We start from the raw sequence: 18673 nt of genomic DNA, 5'->3' as shown, positions 1-18673 counted from the left end.
GTTTCACTAAAATAAGCCTAATCCCAATGAACTCTAGCCCAAATACCTTTACCCAACAACTCCAGTCTGCATGGGCTTCCCAAGGCAGCATGTTGTGTGTGGGCTTTGATCCGGATCCTCAGCGTCTACCCGCTGTGTTTCAGGGTAAGACTGAGGGGATTTTTGAGTTCTGCCGCGAGATCGCTGACGCTACTGCGGATACCGTCTGCTCCTTTAAGCCCCAGTTTGCTTACTTTGCCTCCCAAAGAGCTGAAGCCCAGCTTGAAAAGCTGACTCGATACCTGAAAGACAAATACCCCCATATCCCCGTTATTCTGGACTCCAAGCGCGGCGATATCGGCAGCACTGCCGACCACTATGCCCTAGAGGCTTTTGAGCGCTACGGTGCAGATGCGGTGACCGTTAACCCTTACATGGGCTTTGACACAATCGAGCCTTACCTAAAGCACGCAGGCAAGGGTGTGATTGTTTTATGCCGCACCTCCAACCCAGGGGGCTCTGACCTTCAGTTTCTGAATGTCACCCCGAATGGTGAGCCGCTCTATCTGCACGTTGCCAAACTCGCAGCACAACAGTGGAATACCTCTGGCCAAATTAGTCTCGTAGTTGGCGCAACCTTCCCTGAAGAAATTGCCAAAGTACGATCTATTGTGGGCAAGATGCCATTACTCATTCCCGGCATTGGTGCTCAGGGTGGCGATATCGATGCCACCGTTAAAGCTGGGGGCATCCCCAATCAGCCAGGCACGGGCATGATGATCAACTCTTCCAGAGCAATCTTGTATGCGAGCTCAGGCAGTGATTTTGCTGAAGCCGCTAGAAAAGCAGCCATCACCACTAGAGATGCGTTAAGTGCTGCAGCTAGTAAATAAAAATGTTAGATCGAGTTACAACAGACCTATCGCGCCTTTGGTTTTGGAGTGGGCGCTAAAGCCACTCTATCCATATTTTCCAAAATAAAGTCTTGCCGTGTCGGGAAGTGAATATTGGCCTTACGACAGTATTGCGCTTTGTCAAAACACTTCGGCGCTGGTAATGCTGAAGCCAAAGCTGCAGACTGCTCTCGATCAAGCAATGCCGGCTTAACCCCATAGTAATGCTGAGAGGCGGCGCCAATACCAAAGATTCCTTCACCCCACTCTACCGAGTTCAAATAGATTTCGAATAATCTCTGCTTGGGCAGCATGACCTCGAGTAAGCCTGTAATGATGAGTTCCTGTCCTTTGCGAAAATAATTCTGCTCGGAAGAGAGAAAAAGATTCTTTGCTAGTTGTTGAGTAATAGTGGAGCCACCACGTAAAGCGGTTTTAGCTTTACCCCCTGGTTGGTTGAGCTGTGCATTTTTAGTCCAAGCTTTTTTCATATCCTCAAATCGCACACCCATATGCTGAAAGAAGATGTCATCTTCACTCACTAAAACAGCACGCTTGAGATTGCTAGAGATCTTTTCGTAAGGAACCCAGTTTGACTTCACTGAGCAAGACCAAGACAGGCCACAAAGGCGCCAACGCTCCGCCCTCTGAAATGCAGTACTACTTGGATCCAGCGCCGCCCACATTCCAATCTGAATGACAAAGTAGATTTGCATGGCAATAAAACCACCCAGCAAACATTTCAGGAGATAAGAAAGCCAGCGCATCAAAGCTCAGCCAGAAACTAGGAAGTACGAAGCTCTGCCAATACAGCGCGAGGATCAATCGCATCAGCAAACTGAGAGCCGCGCCAGATTAAGAAGGCGTCAGCAGCCTGCTCTACTAGCATGCCCAAGCCATCACTCACCCGTGCACCGCGATGTAATGCTTGTTGCATAAACGCAGTAGCTTTGCCATAGACCATGTCATAGGCAAACGATTTTGGAATAAAGATATTGCTTGCAGCTAGATCGCTAATCGGCGATGCATCGGATAGGCCGGCTGCAGTTGCATTAATAATGAGATCAAAAGGAGATGTAGTCTTAGCAGCATCCTCCAGGTCACCCAAAGTCACTGCTTGTAGAACAACATTGAGGGAGCTAGCCGAATCACGAAACAATTGCACTAATTCATCAGCTTTAGCATTCGATCGATTGGCAATGATGAGCTCTTTAGGCGACTGCTCTAGCAAAGGTCCAAGCACTCCACGTGAAGCACCGCCCGCTCCCAGCAATAAGATTCGAGCACCTTGAATCTGAATTCCCTGCGCCAATAAGTCTCTGACTAAGCCAGCACCATCAGTATTGTCACCAAAGATTTTTCCATCTTCAATGCGCAAAGTATTTACAGCTCCGGCGAGCTGCGCACGCGGTGTTAATACATCCGCAAGTGCTTGGGCATCCAACTTAAATGGTACGGTGACATTCATCCCTTTTCCGCCAGCAGCAAAGAACGCTTGCACAACGGTTTTGAATTCACCAAGTTCAGGCTGCAAAAGCCCGTAATGCATTTTTTGATTTGACTGCTCAGCAAACCGTTTATGGATGGCAGGCGATTTGCTATGTGAGATGGGGTTGCCTGCGACCGCATAGACATCCACACCAGGAAATTGGGTGGGGTCGGTATGTAACTCAGCGGAAGTAGCTTGACTCATAGTGACTACAGGATAAGCGAAATTGAGTAATGCCTATGAATTAAGGACGTAGATCTAAGCGATCAGATCCATCCCGCGTGAAATCAAAAGTGGAAACCCAATCCAAGACATCAATCTGATTGCGCATTTCTATAGGGAAAACTCCAAAGGGAGCAGAAGCACGAACAATCGCCAAGGCTTGGCGATCTAACTCAGGATTGCCAGAGCTTCGCCCAATGCTCAAGCCATCTTTACCCTGAGCATTGTTAGCAATGCGTCCCTGGGCATCGACGCTCACGACTATTACCAAACTGCCATACAAAGGACGTCCGTTGGCTCGCGGGAAAAATGCACTTCCATAAGCCTCTATCTTTTGACGCATGGCATCGTAATACTGCGCAAAGACAACTGCTTTTGTACTAGCTCCAGTTAAAACCTTACGTCGGGGTTCGCGACCATTGACCTGTAAACGCTTGGCCAGCTCAGCCTCTAAGGAGTTCAACTGCGATGTCGCTTTTTTCTCATCACCACTTTTACGTCCACCCGAGAGCGCTCGATCTGCTTCGAGCTTAGCCAACATTTGCTTTTGCTGTTTCTCCAAAACTTCAAGGCGAGCATCCGCACCAAGCCTTGCTCGGTGTAATGCGCTTGCATCTTGGTTGGGGGTATTGCCGCCCCCATGCAGATCTGCCTGTGCCAATTTGTTCGCCTGCTTAGGTGCTACTTGATTACTAGCGTTGACTAAGACAACCCTAAGCGGCGTATTTAAACGACGATTTTCTATTTCACCAAGACCCCAGCGAAAGGATAGAAAAATCAAGTGAGCCAAAATCGAGAGGCCCAAGGCATAGCGAAATGGGTAGCGGCGCCAACTGCTATCTAAGCGCTCCACTAACTTAGCAAACTTAGGTGGGACTTGCATCACTCTCGGGAACTTCTGGTGTTTCGATATGAATTACTCGTACTCCCGCAGTGAGCTGCAGAAGATCTACATCAGCAATACTCACTTCAGCTCGAGTCATCCGCGGGTGCGAAGCCAACTCTGGGACTGGTAAATGCAGTGGAACGGGCTCTACTCGAGACATACCTTCTTTGAGATGTCTTGCAAAGACTTGTTTAGGAACTTCGTCCTGAGCAACCCAGCGCAAACACCAGTATTTCTCAAGACGATCCTGGTATTCGCCGTAGGCTGAATAGCAAGCTTCAAAGTCGGCGGCGATACCCATTAATGCAGCATCACGCGGAGGGAATGGCGCCACCATTTTGGCAGTGATGCCATGCTTGGCTATCGCAATCAACTGCCACTGATTCACTAAGTCCGAATAACGGCGTAAGGGTGAAGTGCACCAGGCGTAGTAGTCCAAGCCTAATCCCTCATGTGGACCAGGTGTCGTCTGCATTCGTGTACGCAAAGGGCCCCAGCCCTTTTGAGTACGGAATAAACCAGGTATTCCATGATCTGCTAACAAGCGTCCTGAAGCGCTATTGCAATAAATCATCCACTCAGCAACGATGGTATCGAGGATGGAGCCACGTTGACGCGGAGTAATGTCTACTCGCTGCGAACCATCTACTTCTTTAATTTGAAAATGAAAGTCTCTCGCTAGGGCATTGGGATCCAATACTCCTAATTGCTCAGCACGCAATCCATTAGCCACACGCTGTTCCTGGCGCCCTGCATGCAATAACTTAGCTGCGGCCCACAAGACGCTGAGCTCTTGACGATAAGCATAGTCGGCTGATTCATCAGCCAAACTTTCATCTGTCACCAAATGCTCTAAATTCTCAAGGCGCAGATTTGCACCCATCGGAACCATCTCGGCGCGCAACTGCAGAGTCTCTTTATCGACCACTCCAGCTGCATCGATATCCACATAAATCGATAAAGCTGGACGAGCAGCGCCCTCATCCAAGGAAAACTGTGCAATCACTGTATCGGGCAACATCGTAATCTTGTCGCCGGGGAAATACACCGTAGACATGCGAGTGCGCGCAACTTTGTCTAAGGCATCATCCTTCGTAATCACCAAGCCTGGCGCTGCAATATGGATACCAATACGATGTCCGCCACCATCAAGTGCAGTAACCGATAAAGCATCATCAATTTCAGTAGTGCCCGAATCATCAATTGAGAATGCAGTCACTTTAGCTAAAGGTAATTCTGAAATAGCTGCATCTAATGCAGTCTGATCAACCACCAAACTTGGGTCATGTGCAGCACCCTGAGGGAAATGCGCCTTTAAGAACATCCCCTGGTGATATTGCAAGGGCGAATCAATCGCGCCACAGCGGATCATCAACTGTGCAGGCGATTCACCTGACTCAGTACAAGCAGCAATCAATGCTTTGTAGGCAGAGGTATTTTTATCGGGTGAAAATAAGAGTTGATTTGCTTGAGACTTGAGTGTTTCTGGAAACACGCCAGCCACCAGCTCTTGTTGCCATGCAGCTTGCTGCTCTAGTTCTTTTTGCTTACGCTCAAGCGCTGCTAAACCAGCCTGTAGTTGCTCCAGCGGCGCTCGCTGAAAACGTCCCCGCCCTTTCCGACGGAAAAATACTGGCGCACCCTGTAAGGCAATGGCTAATGCAGTCTGCTGCACAATGCTTGCTTGTGCACCAAAGTACTCATGGGCAACATCCACCAAAGCAAATTCTTCATCAGGGGCACAGTCCCACAAGAACTGCAGATCAATCTCTTTAGATAAAGCATTCGCCTCATCCATCAGCGCCTGAGGCTCTGGCTTTTCAAAACGAAGCCAAACTTCTTTTGCCTTTAACTTAATCTTTTTTCCAGACAAACTAGTTGCTTGCCAAGATTCAGCATCTCCAGCGCCAGAGGCAGACTGGACTGTAGCGACCTTAATGTCGCCACCCTCTTCATATAAAAGATGCATTGTTAGAGTGAGATCCCGCCGCTGGCCTCAAGTGCTACGCCATTCACATAGCTAGCTTCATCGCTTGCTAGGAATAAATAGACATTCGCCATTTCTTCGGGAGTACCTAAGCGACCTAGCCAACTGCGTCTTTCAATATCCTTCAGAATATTTTCTGGCATAGCCTTGACCATCTCAGTGGCAATAAAGCCTGGGCACACTGCATTTACCCGAATGCCTTTTGCACCCAATTCACGCGCCCAAGTTTTAGTAAAACCAATGACACCAAATTTGGTGGCTGAATAATTTGTCTGGCCAAAGTTTCCATAAATACCGACAACGCTTGAAGCATTAACAACAGCACCTTTGCCTGCTTCCAACATATGCGGCACTACCAATTGGGTGCAATTGAATACACCTTTGAGATTGACATCAATCACCGCATCAAATTGCGCTTCTGTCATTTTGACTAAGCGTGCATCTTGTGTAATCCCAGCATTGTTAATGAGGATATCAATGCGTCCATGGCGCTGCATGATTTGATCAACAGCCGCTTCAACGCTTGCACGATCAGTCACGTTCATAACATAGGCTTCTGAGCCAGGAATCAGATCAACCGCAGTCTCAACAGCTTCAGGATTGACATCGGTAATCATGACCTTCGCGCCTTCTTGCGCAAAACGTTTTGCAGTTGCAAAACCAATTCCTTTTGCCGCCCCAGTAATGATGGCTACTTTATCTTTTAATCTCATGCCCATCACTTTGCTTTCTCTTGTATTGCGGTCAATATTTTGTGGTGTACACCACCAAAGCCGCCGTTACTCATCACTAAGATATGGTCGCCAGGCCTTGCTTCATTTGCAACGGCCTCAACCAAAGCGGATAGATCATCAAAAGCTGTAGCACGATCGTCACTCTTCGTATTTAATGGGGCCAAGACTTCATTTAAATCCCAACCTAAAGAATCTTTACCAGAGCTGGCGCCATAAGCAAAAATCTTGTCGGCCGCCTCTAGGCTATTTGGTAACTGGGCCTTCATGACGCCGAGCTTCATGGTATTAGAACGTGGCTCTAAGACTGCCAAAATACGAGACTGGCCTACACGACGGCGCAAGCCATCTACCGTAGTAATAATTGCTGTCGGGTGATGTGCAAAATCATCGTAGACCGTCACCTCATTCGCCACGCCAATTGTTTCTAAGCGGCGCTTCACATTCTTAAACCCAGCAAGCGCACGTGCCGCATCAGCCGGCGAAATGCCAATATGATTTGCGGAAGCAATTGCTGCCAATGCATTGAGTTGGTTATGTCGACCCATGACACCAGAGTCTGAGGCCCAGGTCACCGTTGCAACTTCTTTACCATCATGCAGAACAATGAAGCCATCTGCTGCTTGAGAAATTAATGACCAGGCATTATTTTTATCTTGGCCAAACTTTTCAACAGGCGCCCAAGCGCCTCTAGCAATCACTCTCTCTAGAGCAGGCTCTTCACCATTGACCACTACGAGACCATTGCCCGGTACCGTGCGGACCAAATGATGAAACTGCGTTTCGATTGCAGCCAGATCGGCGAATATATCTGCGTGATCAAACTCGAGATTATTTAACAAAGCAGTGCGCGGACGATAGTGAACAAACTTACTACGCTTATCAAAAAACGCCGTGTCGTATTCATCCGCTTCGATCACAAAGTATTGGCTTTCACCCAAGCGAGCCGATACGGTGAAATTCAATGGCACGCCACCAATTAAATAACCCGGCTTGTAATTATTGAACTCCAAAATCCAGGCCAGCATAGCCGAGGTAGTTGTTTTGCCGTGCGTCCCGGCAACAGCCAAAACATGTCTGCCAAAGAGTACCCGCTCTCCCAACCACTGTGGCCCAGATGTGTAAGGAAGTCCTTGATTGAGGATGGCTTCCATCAGCGGATTGCCACGAGAAACGACGTTACCAATGACAAATAAATCCGGCATCGTTTCAAACTGTAATAATTGGTCGGGCGAGAATCCCTCAATGAGCTCAATACCTTGGGCTTCAAGCTGAGTACTCATTGGCGGATACACGTTGGCATCACAGCCAGTAACGCGATGTCCGGCCTGCCGAGCGATTGCGGCAATGCCGCCCATGAAAGTACCGCAAATGCCCAAGATATGAATATGCATTGGGGAATTTTAGCTAAGGAGTAGCAATGAATCGTAGACAGTGGATTAGCATCATTGGATTTAACCTCGTAGCCCTTGCTGCGGGAGTCGCTACCTCCCAATGGATCTTCAAAACAGAACTAGCAGACGATCCTGCAATTAAAGCTTTTTTTGCGAATCCATGGCAAACACCGGATGGAAAATCAGTCGATACCCAGGAGTGGCGTGGAAAAGTCCTCGTGGTGAACTTTTGGGCATCCTGGTGCCCTCCCTGTGTTGAAGAAATGCCGACTTTGGACAAGCTGCAAGCCGAGTTCAAGAGTAAAAATGTCTTATTTGTCGGTATTGGCATCGATTCACCATCTAACATTCGTCAATTTCTAGAAATGACCCCCGTTTCCTATCCCATTGTGATTGGCGGGCTTGAGGGTAGCAATCTTTCCAAGCAGATGGGCAACTCTCAAGGCGCCCTACCCTACACCGTCATCATTAATGCACAAGGCAAAGCTACTAGCAGTAAATTAGGAAAGATAAGCGAAGAAGAGCTCAGAAAGTCAATTAAATCAGCTTTATAAAGTGTTTTAGATACAATTAGTATTCAACATTCAGGCGAGAATTACTTATTTCTTATCTGAATTTTGCAATATCTGCTCTTAAAATCACTAAAATTAGCTAGTTTTCAGCCTATTTTTTGAGTTCGTCATCAGGTTCTGGAGGTATACTTTCCCTGTGCTTGGTGAAGAAGATTCTTCATGAAGTAAGCAGTTTTAGAGAAATGCCTTATTAACGTAATTAAACCTAACTGCCTCTAAAAATATCGATTTATGTCGAAAAATACTTCAATTCTCGTTATCCAAGGCCCTAACCTCAATCTGCTGGGCACTCGTGAGCCAGAGGTTTATGGCAAAACTACCCTAGCGGATATACATACAAAGCTTGGCGCAATCGCCAAGTCTCACTCAGTCGATTTATCTACCTTCCAAAGTAATCACGAAGGCGAGCTCATTGACCGAGTACAAAAGGCTAAACAAGACGGGGTGGATTTCATCATCATTAATCCTGGTGCATTTACCCACACCAGCGTTGCCTTACGCGATGCATTGGCTGGAGTTGCCATACCCTTTACCGAAATACACCTGTCGAACATTCACCAACGTGAAGAGTTCCGCAAACACTCCTATTTGTCGGATATTGCCACTGGCGTTATTTGTGGATTAGGCGCTATTGGTTACGAATTAGCCCTTCAAGCAGCAATTGCACGTTTACAAAAGTAAAGATTAATTAAGAATTACAAGAGAGGAAGCCTTTCCATGGACTTGAGAAAACTAAAAACCCTAATTGACCTTGTTTCTGAATCAGGAATTTCTGAGCTGGAAGTGAATGAAGGTGAAGATCGCGTTCGCATTGTGAATGCCGGATCTTCAGCCCCTGCTGGTCAGGTGGTTTACGCCAATCCTGCACCAGCTCAAGTAATGCAAGCTGCTCCCACAGCTGCACCAGCGGCTGCACCAGTTGCTGAAGAAGCACCTGCAGATACTGGTTTCGTAGCTCGTTCACCTATGGTCGGCACCTTCTATCGCGCACCAAACCCTGAGTCTCCAGACTTTGTCAAAGTCGGCGATACAGTCAAAGTGGGCCAAACACTCTGCATTATTGAAGCAATGAAGCTTCTCAATGAGATCGAATCCGAGCAAGCTGGCGTCATTAAACAGATTCTGTGTGAAAACGGTCAAGGCGTTGAATTTGATCAGCCGCTATTCATCATTGCTTAATTGCCCTCTCCTTAGATTTATTCCAATCCACCGTTACTTAACTCAGAGCCGACATGTTCGATAAGATTCTGATTGCCAATCGCGGAGAAATTGCTCTCCGTATCCAACGCGCATGTCGCGAGTTGGGAATTAAAACTGTGGTGGTCTACTCGACCGCAGACAAAGAGGCTAAATACGTGAAGCTTGCAGACGAAGCCGTCTGCATTGGGCCTGCTCCCTCACCACTGAGCTATCTCAATATGCCTGCCATCATTTCAGCGGCGGAAGTAACCGATGCTGAAGCAATTCACCCAGGTTATGGCTTTCTCTCTGAGAATGCCGACTTTGCTGAACGTGTTGAGAAATCCGGTTTTGCATTCATTGGGCCTACTGCAGCCTCAATTCGCCTGATGGGTGATAAGGTTTCAGCTAAGCGCGCCATGATCAAAGCAGGTGTTCCTTGCGTTCCGGGATCAGAAGGCGCATTGCCAGACAATCCAAAAGAAATTATTACTACTGCAAAAAAAGTTGGGTATCCGGTCATCATTAAAGCTGCCGGTGGTGGTGGTGGTCGCGGTATGCGCGTAGTTCACACCGAAGCTGCCCTTCTGAATGCGGTCAATATGACCAAAGAAGAGGCTGGTCGCGCTTTTGGCAACCCAGAAGTCTATATGGAGAAGTTTTTAGAGAAGCCTCGCCATGTAGAGATTCAAATTTTGGCTGATACCCATGGCAATGCCATTTGGTTGGGCGAGCGTGATTGCTCTATGCAACGTCGCCATCAAAAAGTAATTGAAGAAGCTCCAGCGCCAGGCATTGATCGTCGCTTGATTGCCAAAATTGGTGAGCGTTGCGCTGAAGCCTGTAGAAAAATTGGCTATCGTGGTGCAGGTACTTTCGAATTCTTGTACGAAGATGGTGAATTCTTCTTTATTGAGATGAATACCCGCGTTCAAGTAGAGCACCCCGTCACCGAAATGATTACCGGCGTAGATATTGTCCAAGAACAAATTCGTATTGCTGCTGGCTTGAAACTCAGCTATCGCCAAAAAGACATCGTTTTCCGTGGCCATGCCATCGAATGCCGTCTGAATGCAGAAGATCCCTTCAAGTTCACGCCAAGCCCAGGAAAAATTAGTTCATTCCATATGCCAGGCGGTCCTGGTATTCGTGTCGACTCACATGCCTATAGCGGTTATGTGGTGCCATCGAATTACGACTCCATGATTGGCAAGTTGATTTCTTACGGTAATACTCGTGAACAAGCGATTCGTCGTATGCAGATCGCGCTTTCCGAGATGGTGATTGATGGCATTACGACTAACGTACCCCTACATCGTGAACTCATGCTTGATCCGAACTTCATGGAAGGCGGAACTAGCATTCACTACTTAGAGCATCGTCTCGAAGAGCAAGCCGCTAGCCGCGGCAACCCGAAGTCTTAGGCCAATTGATGTTGATTTGGAGTAAGCATGTCCTATCGTGAACTCGTTTTCACGGTCCCAGCAGAGATTGCAGAGCCTTTGGGTGATGCCTTATTGGAAGTGGGCGCACTCTCGGTCACGGTGGAAGATGATGCTGCGGGTGGCTATGATGAAAACCCGCTCTATGGCGAGCCAGGACTCTCACCTGAAGTTCAGGCCTGGGATCGCTCTTCTGTAACCGCATTATTTAATCCAGAGATCGATGATTCGGATGCGGTGAACTTTATCCCCGAGCTTCTTGCTGCTCTGAAGGAGGCGGGATTCAATCTCCCAGCCCCCCAAGAAAAGATTGTTGAAGAACAAGATTGGGTTCGCCTAACCCAAAGCCAATTTGCGCCGATTCAGATTGGTGAGCGTATTTGGGTAGTACCCTCCTGGCATGAAGCACCTACTGACCCCAACGCAATTTGCTTGGCAGTCGACCCAGGCTTAGCATTTGGAACCGGTAGTCACCCGACTACACACCTTTGCCTTCTTTGGCTTGAACAAAATACCCAGCTTGCGAACCAAAGCTTGCTCGATTACGGTTGTGGATCTGGAATTCTGGCTATTGCCGCTGCAAAACTGGGATGCAAACCAGTGGTAGGCACTGATATTGATCCACAAGCTATGGTTGCGGCGCGCAGCAATGCAGAAATCAACAATACAAGCATTCGTTTTGTCCTACCTAACGAAAATGCACCAGAACTCGCAGCAGAAACTAAATACGACATCGTGATGGCCAATATCTTGGCCAATCCACTGCAGGTTTTAGCCCCAGCATTGGTAAACAAGATGCGCCCCGGTGGAAAAATTGTTCTCTCAGGCGTGCTTGCGCGCCAAGCAGAGGAAGTCATTGCCACCTACAGCCAATGGTTAAACCTTTCTGTTTGGAAAGAAAGTGAAGGTTGGGTCTGTTTGCACGGCACGCTAGCTACACAGGGCAACAAAGTAAGTCTGACCGACAAAAACACAGATATCTCAGTGCCGGCTCAAAAAAAAAGTCTTAAATTAATTTTTCTTGGTCTTTTTTTACTCTTGCTCCTGTTTTTTGGCGAGCACCTCTCTAGAAATTCTCTACTGCCGACATTAGCAACACGGGTTGATGGCAGCTCTTCTCCGATTGCAAGCAGTGCCTTTTCTCTTTTGCAGAAGTTAGATGAACAACTATGTCGTGCACTAGGGTGCGTAGATCGCCCTCTAAGCGATTTTGCCGCTTGGAAAATAACTTCAGTCACTCTTTCGCCTGAAAACGCGCGAGAGGGCCTTAAAAACGCTTCAAATCAATTTGTATTGCAAGTTGAAATACAAAATCGTCTTGCCTTAGCTGTTTTATTCCCGAATTTAGAAATTTCTCTCACTGATGCAGAAGAATCGGAGATCAAAACCATTCAATTTACTCCGCAAGAATGGTTGCCAAGAACTTGGCAAGAATCACATCCTGATTTTTTACGCCAAGGTGCGCCTTCTGGTGAAATTTTTTCCTCTGAACTCCCAATTTCTCATCCACAAAATGCTGCGGGCTATCGCGTCCGAATTTTTTACCCCGAAAAGTAGACCCCAAACTCCACTTCACACTCATTTCAATTGATTTTTATTAGAAAGTAATTATTTATGTCTAGCTTGATCTGTGGTTCTATTGCTTACGACACCATCATGAACTTTGAAGGCAAATTTGCTGATCAAATCCTGCCAGAGCAGATTCATATCCTGAATGTCGCCTTCCTAGTTCCTACAATGCGCCGTGAATTTGGTGGTTGCGCAGGCAATATCGCTTACAACCTGAATCTACTTGGTGGCGATCCCATCATCATGGCCACAGTGGGCGGTGATGCAGCGCCTTACCTTGATCGCCTCAAGCAACTCAAGATTGATGCAACGCACATTCGTCAAATTGAGCAGGCATTTACCGCTCAAGCCATGATCACCACCGATCAAGCAAACAATCAAATTACTGCTTTTCACCCAGGTGCCATGGGTGAATCTCATCTAAATCAAGTTTCTGCGGTAGTAGCTGAACGTAGCAAAAATGCAAAAGGTGCAGCAAAGTTTGGCATCGTTGCCCCAGATGGTCGCCAAGGAATGTGGGAGCACTGCCATCAACTAGCGGAGGCGGGCATTCCATTTGTATTTGATCCAGGCCAAGGCTTGCCGATGTTTAACGGTCCAGAACTTCTAGAACTCGTAGACATTGCGAGCTATCTCGCCGTAAATGACTATGAAGGCGAAATGCTTTCTCAAAGGACGGGGCTGAGCTTGGCAAAAGTGGCTGAAAGAGTGAAAGCCTTGATTGTGACCAAGGGTGCTGAAGGTGCAGATATCTACTTTGATGGCAAATGTATTGCAATTCCACCAGTACCAGCCTCAAAAGTAGTTGATCCAACTGGTTGCGGTGACGCATTCCGAGGTGGATTATTGTTTGGATTGGAAAATGGTATGGATTGGGAAACCACAGGCCGCTTAGCTAGCTTGATGGGTTCAATCAAAATTACCCATCAGGGACCACAAAATCACCAAATGAGCAAAGATAAAATCGCCGCTCAATTCAAAACCGCTTTTGGATTTGCCCTCTAAACCCAATCATTCTCGGAAGTGCCAATAAAAAAGGGATCTCGCGAGAGATCCCTTTGAACTTCACCCGCCTACAAGCAGAGCTTATGGGCGTGTGCCAGTTGGGAAGGGCCAAGCAGCAGCAGGATTCAACGTTGTTGAAGCGGCAGCTTTTTTAGCCACGGGCTTTTTTACAGCTTTGCCCGCTTTCTTCGCAGCAGGCTTACTTACTTTTTTTTTGCAGCTACACGCTTCTTAGCTACTTTTTTAGCAGCAGGCTTCTTAGCAGCAGCTTTTTTAGCTACTTTCTTAGCAGCAGGCTTCTTTTTAGCTACTTTTTTAGCAGCAGGCTTCTTAGCAGCAGCTTTTTTAGCAGCAGGCTTCTTCTTAGCTACTTTCTTAGCAGCAGGCTTCTTAGCAGCTACTTTTTTCTTCGCAGCAGGCTTCTTAGCAGCAGCTTTTTTAGCAGCAGGCTTCTTAGCAGCTACTTTTTTCTTCGCAGCTGGTTTCTTTGCAGCAACTTTCTTCTTGGCGATTGCCATAGTAATGCTCCTTCACGTGAGGATTAGTACAAACTACCGATTAAGAAGACCCGACCATTCATTTCCGCCTGGTTTTGCAACCGATTGGAGCCGACGAGCGAGCCATTCATCGGCGCGCGGCTTGATGCTAAGTGCTGCACGCTAATGAATCCTGGAAAAAAAGCCGTGGCCCCAAAGGACAACGGCTTCTTAAATTTGCTGGAAAAAATAGAGAGAGTAGTCCAGACACCCTTGGACAAGGGTTTTCGGATTTGAGTCTGGTTTTGCTGACTTTTAAAACTATCCAACCGTCTAATCTCCTATTTAGCCGGCCATGCGCTTTCTAATTAACTACTTATTCCCAACTTAGCGCACCGCCAGTTTGATACTCAATAACGCGTGTCTCAAAAAAGTTTCTCTCTTTTTTCAGATCAATCATTTCTGACATCCATGGGAATGGATTCTCTTCATTTGGGAACATCGCGTCAAGTCCTATTTGCAAACATCTACGATTACAGATGTATCTTAGGTACCCTTTGAACATCGGCGCGTTCAATCCGAGCACTCCACGAGGCATCGTATCCTCTGCATAACGGTACTCTAATTCCACTGCTTTTTCGAAGATGGCTTTGATCTCATCTTTGAACGCAGAAGTCCATAACTGCGGGTTCTCCAGCTTGATTTGATTAATTAAATCGATACCAAAATTGCAATGCATAGACTCATCGCGAAGGATGTATTGATACTGCTCAGCAGCACCCGTCATTTTGTTTTGACGACCCATTGCAAGTATTTGCGTAAAACCAACATAAAAGAATAATCCTTCCATTACGCAGGCAAAAACGATCAATGATTTAAGCAACATTTGATCAGTTTCTAGTGTCCCGGTTTTGAAATTGGGATCAGTCAACACATCAATAAAGGGAATTAAGAACTGATCTTTGGCGCGAATAGACTCAATTTCGTTGTACGCATTAAAGATTTCGCTCTGATCTAAACCCAAAGATTCGACAATATATTGATAGGCGTGAGTATGAATTGCCTCCTCAAACGCTTGGCGCAATAGGTATTGACGGCATTCTGGGGCAGTAATGTGGCGATAAGTGCCCAAAACAATGTTGTTGGCCGCTAAAGAATCTGCAGTTGTAAAGAAACCGAGGTTGCGCTTAATAATGCGACGCTCATCTTCAGTTAAACCATTAGGATCCTTCCAAAGCGCGATATCGCGATTCATATTGATCTCTTGTGGCATCCAATGGTTTGCGCAACCGGCCAGATATTTCTCCCAAGCCCACTTATATTTAAATGGAACCAGCTGATTTACGTCAGTCTTGGCATTAATCACACGCTTATCGGCAGCGTTGACGCGCAAAGCTGCGCCACCAGATAACGCTGCACTCGCAGTTGCTGCAGGTGCCACAACTTGAGGTGCAATTGCGACCTCATCTGCTTGTGGGCGTTGCGGCTCAGCCACAACTGGTTGCTGTGCGAGACCCGCTTTCGCTAGTGCCGGTGCAACTTCTTCTTCCCAATTCAACATAACAATCTCCTAAATTCTTTTCTTTTATAGATCAGTTAGCAAATAGCTTACTGACATGCTTCACATTCTTCAAATCCAGCGTCACCTGGGCGCATTGTGCAAGCAGGACCGTCTAATTCCTGTGCTGCTGATGCATCCGTACCATTCACACCGCCACCACTAGATACTGCATTTAGCTGGCCGCTTGCAACAGTCGATTTCTCAACGTGCGTTGCAGCCATTGTGCGGAGGTAATAAGTGGTCTTCAAGCCACGCAACCAAGCCAACTTATAGGTGTCATCCAATTTCTTGCCTGATGCGCCACCCATGTAAATATTGAGTGACTGTGCCTGGTCAATCCACTTCTGACGACGTGAGGCAGCTTCAACCAACCAACTTGGCTCCACTTCGAATGCCGTGGCATATAAGTCACGTAAGTCTTGTGGAACACGGTCAATCTTGGACAAAGTGCCATCAAAGTACTTCAAGTCAGCAATCATGACTTCATCCCAGAGGCCACGATCTTTCAAATCACGAACCAAGTACTCGTTTACTACGGTGAACTCACCTGAAAGGTTGGATTTCACAAACAAGTTCTGGAAAGTTGGCTCGATACAAGCTGACACGCCAATAATATTAGAAATTGTTGCAGTTGGTGCGATCGCCACACAGTTGGAGTTGCGCATGCCGTGCTGCTTGATGCGGGCACGCAAACCATCCCAATTCATTGTGGAAGAGCCATCTACTTCAAGGTAGCCGCCACGCTCTGCTGCCAACAATGCAACTGAGTCTTGTGGAAGAATACCTCTATCCCACAAGGATCCTTTGTATGTACTGTAAACGCCACGCTCTTCAGCTAACTCATTAGAGGCTTGGTAGGCGTAGTAGCAAACTGCTTCCATTGAAGAATCTGCAAACTTCACTGCTTCATCACTAGCATAAGGAATACGCTGCATGTGCAAGCAATCCTGGAAGCCCATGATGCCCATACCAACTGGACGATGCTTCAAGTTCGAGTTACGCGCTTTAGCAACAGCGTAGTAGTTGATATCAATCACGTTATCCAACATACGCATTGCGGTGCGAATTGTTTTCTGGAGCTTTTCGTGATCCAAAATCATCTTGCCAGATGCATCGGTAGTCATGTGCGCTGTCAAATTCACAGAACCCAAGTTACATACTGCAATTTCGCTCTCGTTTGTGTTCAGAGTAATTTCTGTACACAAGTTAGAGGAGTGAACTACACCGATGTGTTGTTGTGGGCTGCGAATATTGCAAGGATCTTTAAATGTGATCCATGGGTGACCAGTTTCAAACAACATGCCCAACATCTTGCGCCACAATTGTTGCGCAGGAATACGACGGAATGGCTTCAATTCACCAGCATCCGCTTTTTTCTCATAGGCAACATAAGCCTCTTCAAATGCCTTGCCGAATTTGTCATGCAAGTCTGGTGTATTTGAAGGCGAGAACAATGTCCACTCACCACCCTCCATCACGCGCTTCATGAACAAATCTGGAATCCAGTTAGAAGTGTTCATGTCATGCGTACGGCGACGATCATCACCGGTGTTCTTACGCAGCTCGAGGAACTCTTCAATATCTAAGTGCCATGTTTCTAGGTACGCACAAACCGCACCTTTACGCTTACCACCTTGGTTCACAGCAACCGCTGTGTCGTTCACTACTTTTAAGAATGGCACCACACCTTGTGACTTACCGTTAGTGCCTTTGATATGACTGCCCAAAGCGCGCACATTTGTCCAGTCGTTACCCAAACCACCGGCAAACTTAGATAGGAGTGCATTCTCTTTCAAAGCTTCGTAAATGCCATCAAGGTCATCGTCCACTGTCGTTAAGTAGCAGCTGGATAACTGTGGGCGTGTTGTTGCTGAGTTAAACAAAGTTGGTGTGCTGGACATGAAATCAAATGTAGAGAGGATTTCATAGAACTCGATTGCACGACGCTCACGATCTAACTCATTCAAAGATAAGCCCATTGCAACGCGCATAAAGAAAGCCTGTGGCATTTCAATACGACGATCTTCAATATGCAAGAAGTAGCGGTCATACAAAGTTTGCAGACCGAGGTAGTTGAACTGCAAGTCACGGCTAGCATTCAAAGCGGCAGCCAAACGTGGCAGGTCAAACTCACGCATACGCGGATCTAAGAGTTCAGCAGAAATACCTTCGTTAATATACTTAGCAAAGTAAGTGCTGTATTCCGCTTGCATATCGCCTTGCAATACTTCGCGACCTAAAATTTCTTTGCGAATCACGTGCATCAAGATGCGTGCAGTGACTTGACTGTACGCAGGATCTTTTTCAATCAATGTACGTGATGCCAAAATTGCGGAGTCATACACCTGAGCCATTGGTACGCCATCGTACAAATTCTTGATGGTTTCAGTGATGATTGGGCTTGCATCAATATTGTTGCCAAGACCTTCGCATGCCGCGCCAATAATAGTGCGCAAAGCGGCCATATCCAACCACTTCTCTACACCGTTGTCAGTTACCTTGATACCAGACTCACCAACTTGAGTTGCAGCTTGCGTCTCTTGAGTAATGCCTTGCTGTGTTGCACGCTCTTGATTGCGCTTCTCGCGATACAGAACATAGGCACGAGCAACGTTGTGCTCACCACTACGCATCAATGCCAACTCAACCTGGTCTTGAATATCTTCAATATGGAAAGTGCCACCGTTTGGGCGGCTGCGCAACAAGGCGCGCACTACTGCGTGGGTTAATTGCTCTACTTGCTCACGAACGCGTGCAGAAGCCGCGCCTTGACCACCATTAACCGCTAAAAATGCTTTAGTAACCGCGATCGCGATCTTGGATGGCTCAAACGCCACCACCGAACCATTACGGCGAATGATTTTGTAATCAGATAATTGGGTTGCTTGACCACCGCCAACACCGCCAGCAACAAAGCCAGCAGAAGGGGCTTGGTTCATGGCTTCGGAGGGGTTCATTCCTGGATTATTTGTGCCTGCAGTCTGTCCTGCTGTCTGGGGGTTGGCATATGTCATATTTTTCCTGCTTTTATATAGTTATTTGGACAAAAAATCGTTAAAAAACAATAGGGTATTGCTGTATTCAAACACTACATCTAGTGTCTCGAAGTGCATTTGACACTAAGTATAGGGAAATATTCGGAATTTAGTAAGATATTTCTGACGAATATTTATAAGTATTTTTCCCTATATTTTCAATAAATTAGGGCTCAATTTGGTGCAATTTTTGCAGCCCTTTTTAGCCAAAGGGCAAGAAAGTGAGCGTGTGCTCACATACTAATTTAGAGAC

At 46.9% G+C, this 18673-nt stretch carries 15 protein-coding genes and 2 pseudogenes; 8 read left to right on the top strand and 9 right to left on the bottom strand.

Going from position 1 to position 18673, the window contains the following annotated elements; all coding sequences use genetic code 11:
* Nucleotides 1-26: 26 nt before the first annotated feature.
* A complete protein-coding gene (gene pyrF / locus AOC19_RS01110; protein WP_215376761.1) occupies nt 27-872 on the top strand; it encodes an orotidine-5'-phosphate decarboxylase in 846 nt (281 codons plus the stop codon).
* Between the two features lie 26 nt (nt 873-898).
* Here the strand turns inward: pyrF and mtgA are convergent, their stop codons facing one another.
* The 6 genes from mtgA to mpl are packed head-to-tail and all read right to left on the bottom strand — an operon-like array spanning nt 899 to nt 7581.
* Nucleotides 899-1639: a monofunctional biosynthetic peptidoglycan transglycosylase gene (gene mtgA, locus AOC19_RS01105; RefSeq protein WP_215376758.1), complete on the bottom strand. Its 741-nt coding sequence runs from the start codon at nt 1637-1639 to the stop codon at nt 899-901.
* A gap of 17 nt (nt 1640-1656) precedes the next feature.
* Nucleotides 1657-2565: a shikimate dehydrogenase gene (gene aroE / locus AOC19_RS01100; protein ID WP_215376755.1), complete on the bottom strand. Its 909-nt coding sequence runs from the start codon at nt 2563-2565 to the stop codon at nt 1657-1659.
* Between the two features lie 40 nt (nt 2566-2605).
* Complete coding sequence (locus tag AOC19_RS01095; protein WP_215377955.1) at nt 2606-3466, bottom strand: energy transducer TonB family protein; 861 nt, start codon at nt 3464-3466, stop codon at nt 2606-2608.
* Nucleotides 3450-5438 (bottom strand): ribonuclease catalytic domain-containing protein, encoded by a 1989-nt coding sequence (locus AOC19_RS01090; protein WP_215376752.1) that lies wholly within the window; start codon nt 5436-5438, stop codon nt 3450-3452. The genes AOC19_RS01095 and AOC19_RS01090 overlap by 17 nt, the downstream gene beginning before the upstream one ends.
* A 2-nt stretch (nt 5439-5440) precedes the next feature.
* Nucleotides 5441-6169 carry a 3-oxoacyl-ACP reductase FabG gene (gene fabG, locus AOC19_RS01085; protein WP_215376750.1) on the bottom strand — a complete coding sequence of 243 codons (729 nt, stop codon included), beginning with the start codon at nt 6167-6169 and terminating at the stop codon, nt 5441-5443.
* A gap of 5 nt (nt 6170-6174) precedes the next feature.
* On the bottom strand, nt 6175-7581 hold the full coding sequence (gene mpl, locus AOC19_RS01080) for a UDP-N-acetylmuramate:L-alanyl-gamma-D-glutamyl-meso-diaminopimelate ligase (protein ID WP_215376747.1): 1407 nt from the start codon (nt 7579-7581) through the stop codon (nt 6175-6177).
* A 26-nt stretch (nt 7582-7607) separates the two neighbouring features.
* Between mpl and AOC19_RS01075 the strand changes: the two genes are divergently transcribed.
* The 7 genes and pseudogenes from AOC19_RS01075 to AOC19_RS01050 all read left to right on the top strand — a co-directional run bounded on the left by AOC19_RS01075 (nt 7608) and on the right by AOC19_RS01050 (nt 13348).
* Nucleotides 7608-8135, top strand: a complete 528-nt coding sequence (locus tag AOC19_RS01075) for a TlpA family protein disulfide reductase (protein WP_215376745.1) — start codon at nt 7608-7610, stop codon at nt 8133-8135.
* Between the two features lie 249 nt (nt 8136-8384).
* The gene (aroQ, locus tag AOC19_RS01070; RefSeq protein WP_215376742.1) at nt 8385-8834 is read left to right on the top strand and encodes a type II 3-dehydroquinate dehydratase; all 450 of its coding nucleotides are present in this window, start codon (nt 8385-8387) and stop codon (nt 8832-8834) included.
* A gap of 36 nt (nt 8835-8870) precedes the next feature.
* Nucleotides 8871-9332, top strand: coding sequence for an acetyl-CoA carboxylase biotin carboxyl carrier protein (accB, locus tag AOC19_RS01065; protein WP_215376739.1), 462 nt, complete (start codon nt 8871-8873; stop codon nt 9330-9332).
* Nucleotides 9333-9385: 53 nt separating this feature from the next.
* Entirely contained in the window at nt 9386-10756 is a 1371-nt protein-coding gene (accC, locus tag AOC19_RS01060) for an acetyl-CoA carboxylase biotin carboxylase subunit (protein ID WP_215376736.1), read from the top strand.
* 27 nt (nt 10757-10783) lie between these two features.
* A pseudogene (prmA, locus tag AOC19_RS09290) lies at nt 10784-11704 on the top strand (50S ribosomal protein L11 methyltransferase); the annotation flags it as partial.
* 54 nt (nt 11705-11758) lie between these two features.
* Nucleotides 11759-12331, top strand: a complete 573-nt coding sequence (locus tag AOC19_RS09285; RefSeq protein ID WP_251368085.1) for a DUF3426 domain-containing protein — start codon at nt 11759-11761, stop codon at nt 12329-12331.
* 57 nt (nt 12332-12388) lie between these two features.
* Nucleotides 12389-13348, top strand: coding sequence for a carbohydrate kinase family protein (locus AOC19_RS01050; RefSeq protein WP_215376730.1), 960 nt, complete (start codon nt 12389-12391; stop codon nt 13346-13348).
* 81 nt (nt 13349-13429) lie between these two features.
* Here AOC19_RS01050 and AOC19_RS01045 read toward each other — a convergent pair.
* The 3 genes and pseudogenes from AOC19_RS01045 to AOC19_RS01035 all read right to left on the bottom strand — a co-directional run.
* A pseudogene (locus AOC19_RS01045) lies at nt 13430-13860 on the bottom strand (histone H1-like repetitive region-containing protein); the annotation flags it as partial.
* A 340-nt stretch (nt 13861-14200) separates the two neighbouring features.
* On the bottom strand, nt 14201-15385 hold the full coding sequence (locus AOC19_RS01040) for a ribonucleotide-diphosphate reductase subunit beta (RefSeq protein WP_215376724.1): 1185 nt from the start codon (nt 15383-15385) through the stop codon (nt 14201-14203).
* Between the two features lie 47 nt (nt 15386-15432).
* Nucleotides 15433-18399, bottom strand: coding sequence for a ribonucleoside-diphosphate reductase subunit alpha (locus AOC19_RS01035; RefSeq protein ID WP_215376721.1), 2967 nt, complete (start codon nt 18397-18399; stop codon nt 15433-15435).
* Between the last annotated feature and the right edge of the window lie 274 nt (nt 18400-18673).

It is taken from the genome of Polynucleobacter asymbioticus, assembly GCF_018687575.1.
Lineage (GTDB): Bacteria > Pseudomonadota > Gammaproteobacteria > Burkholderiales > Burkholderiaceae > Polynucleobacter > Polynucleobacter asymbioticus_C.
The sequence above is the reverse complement of the archived record's forward strand: the minus strand, read 5'-3'. Positions and strand labels throughout refer to the sequence as shown.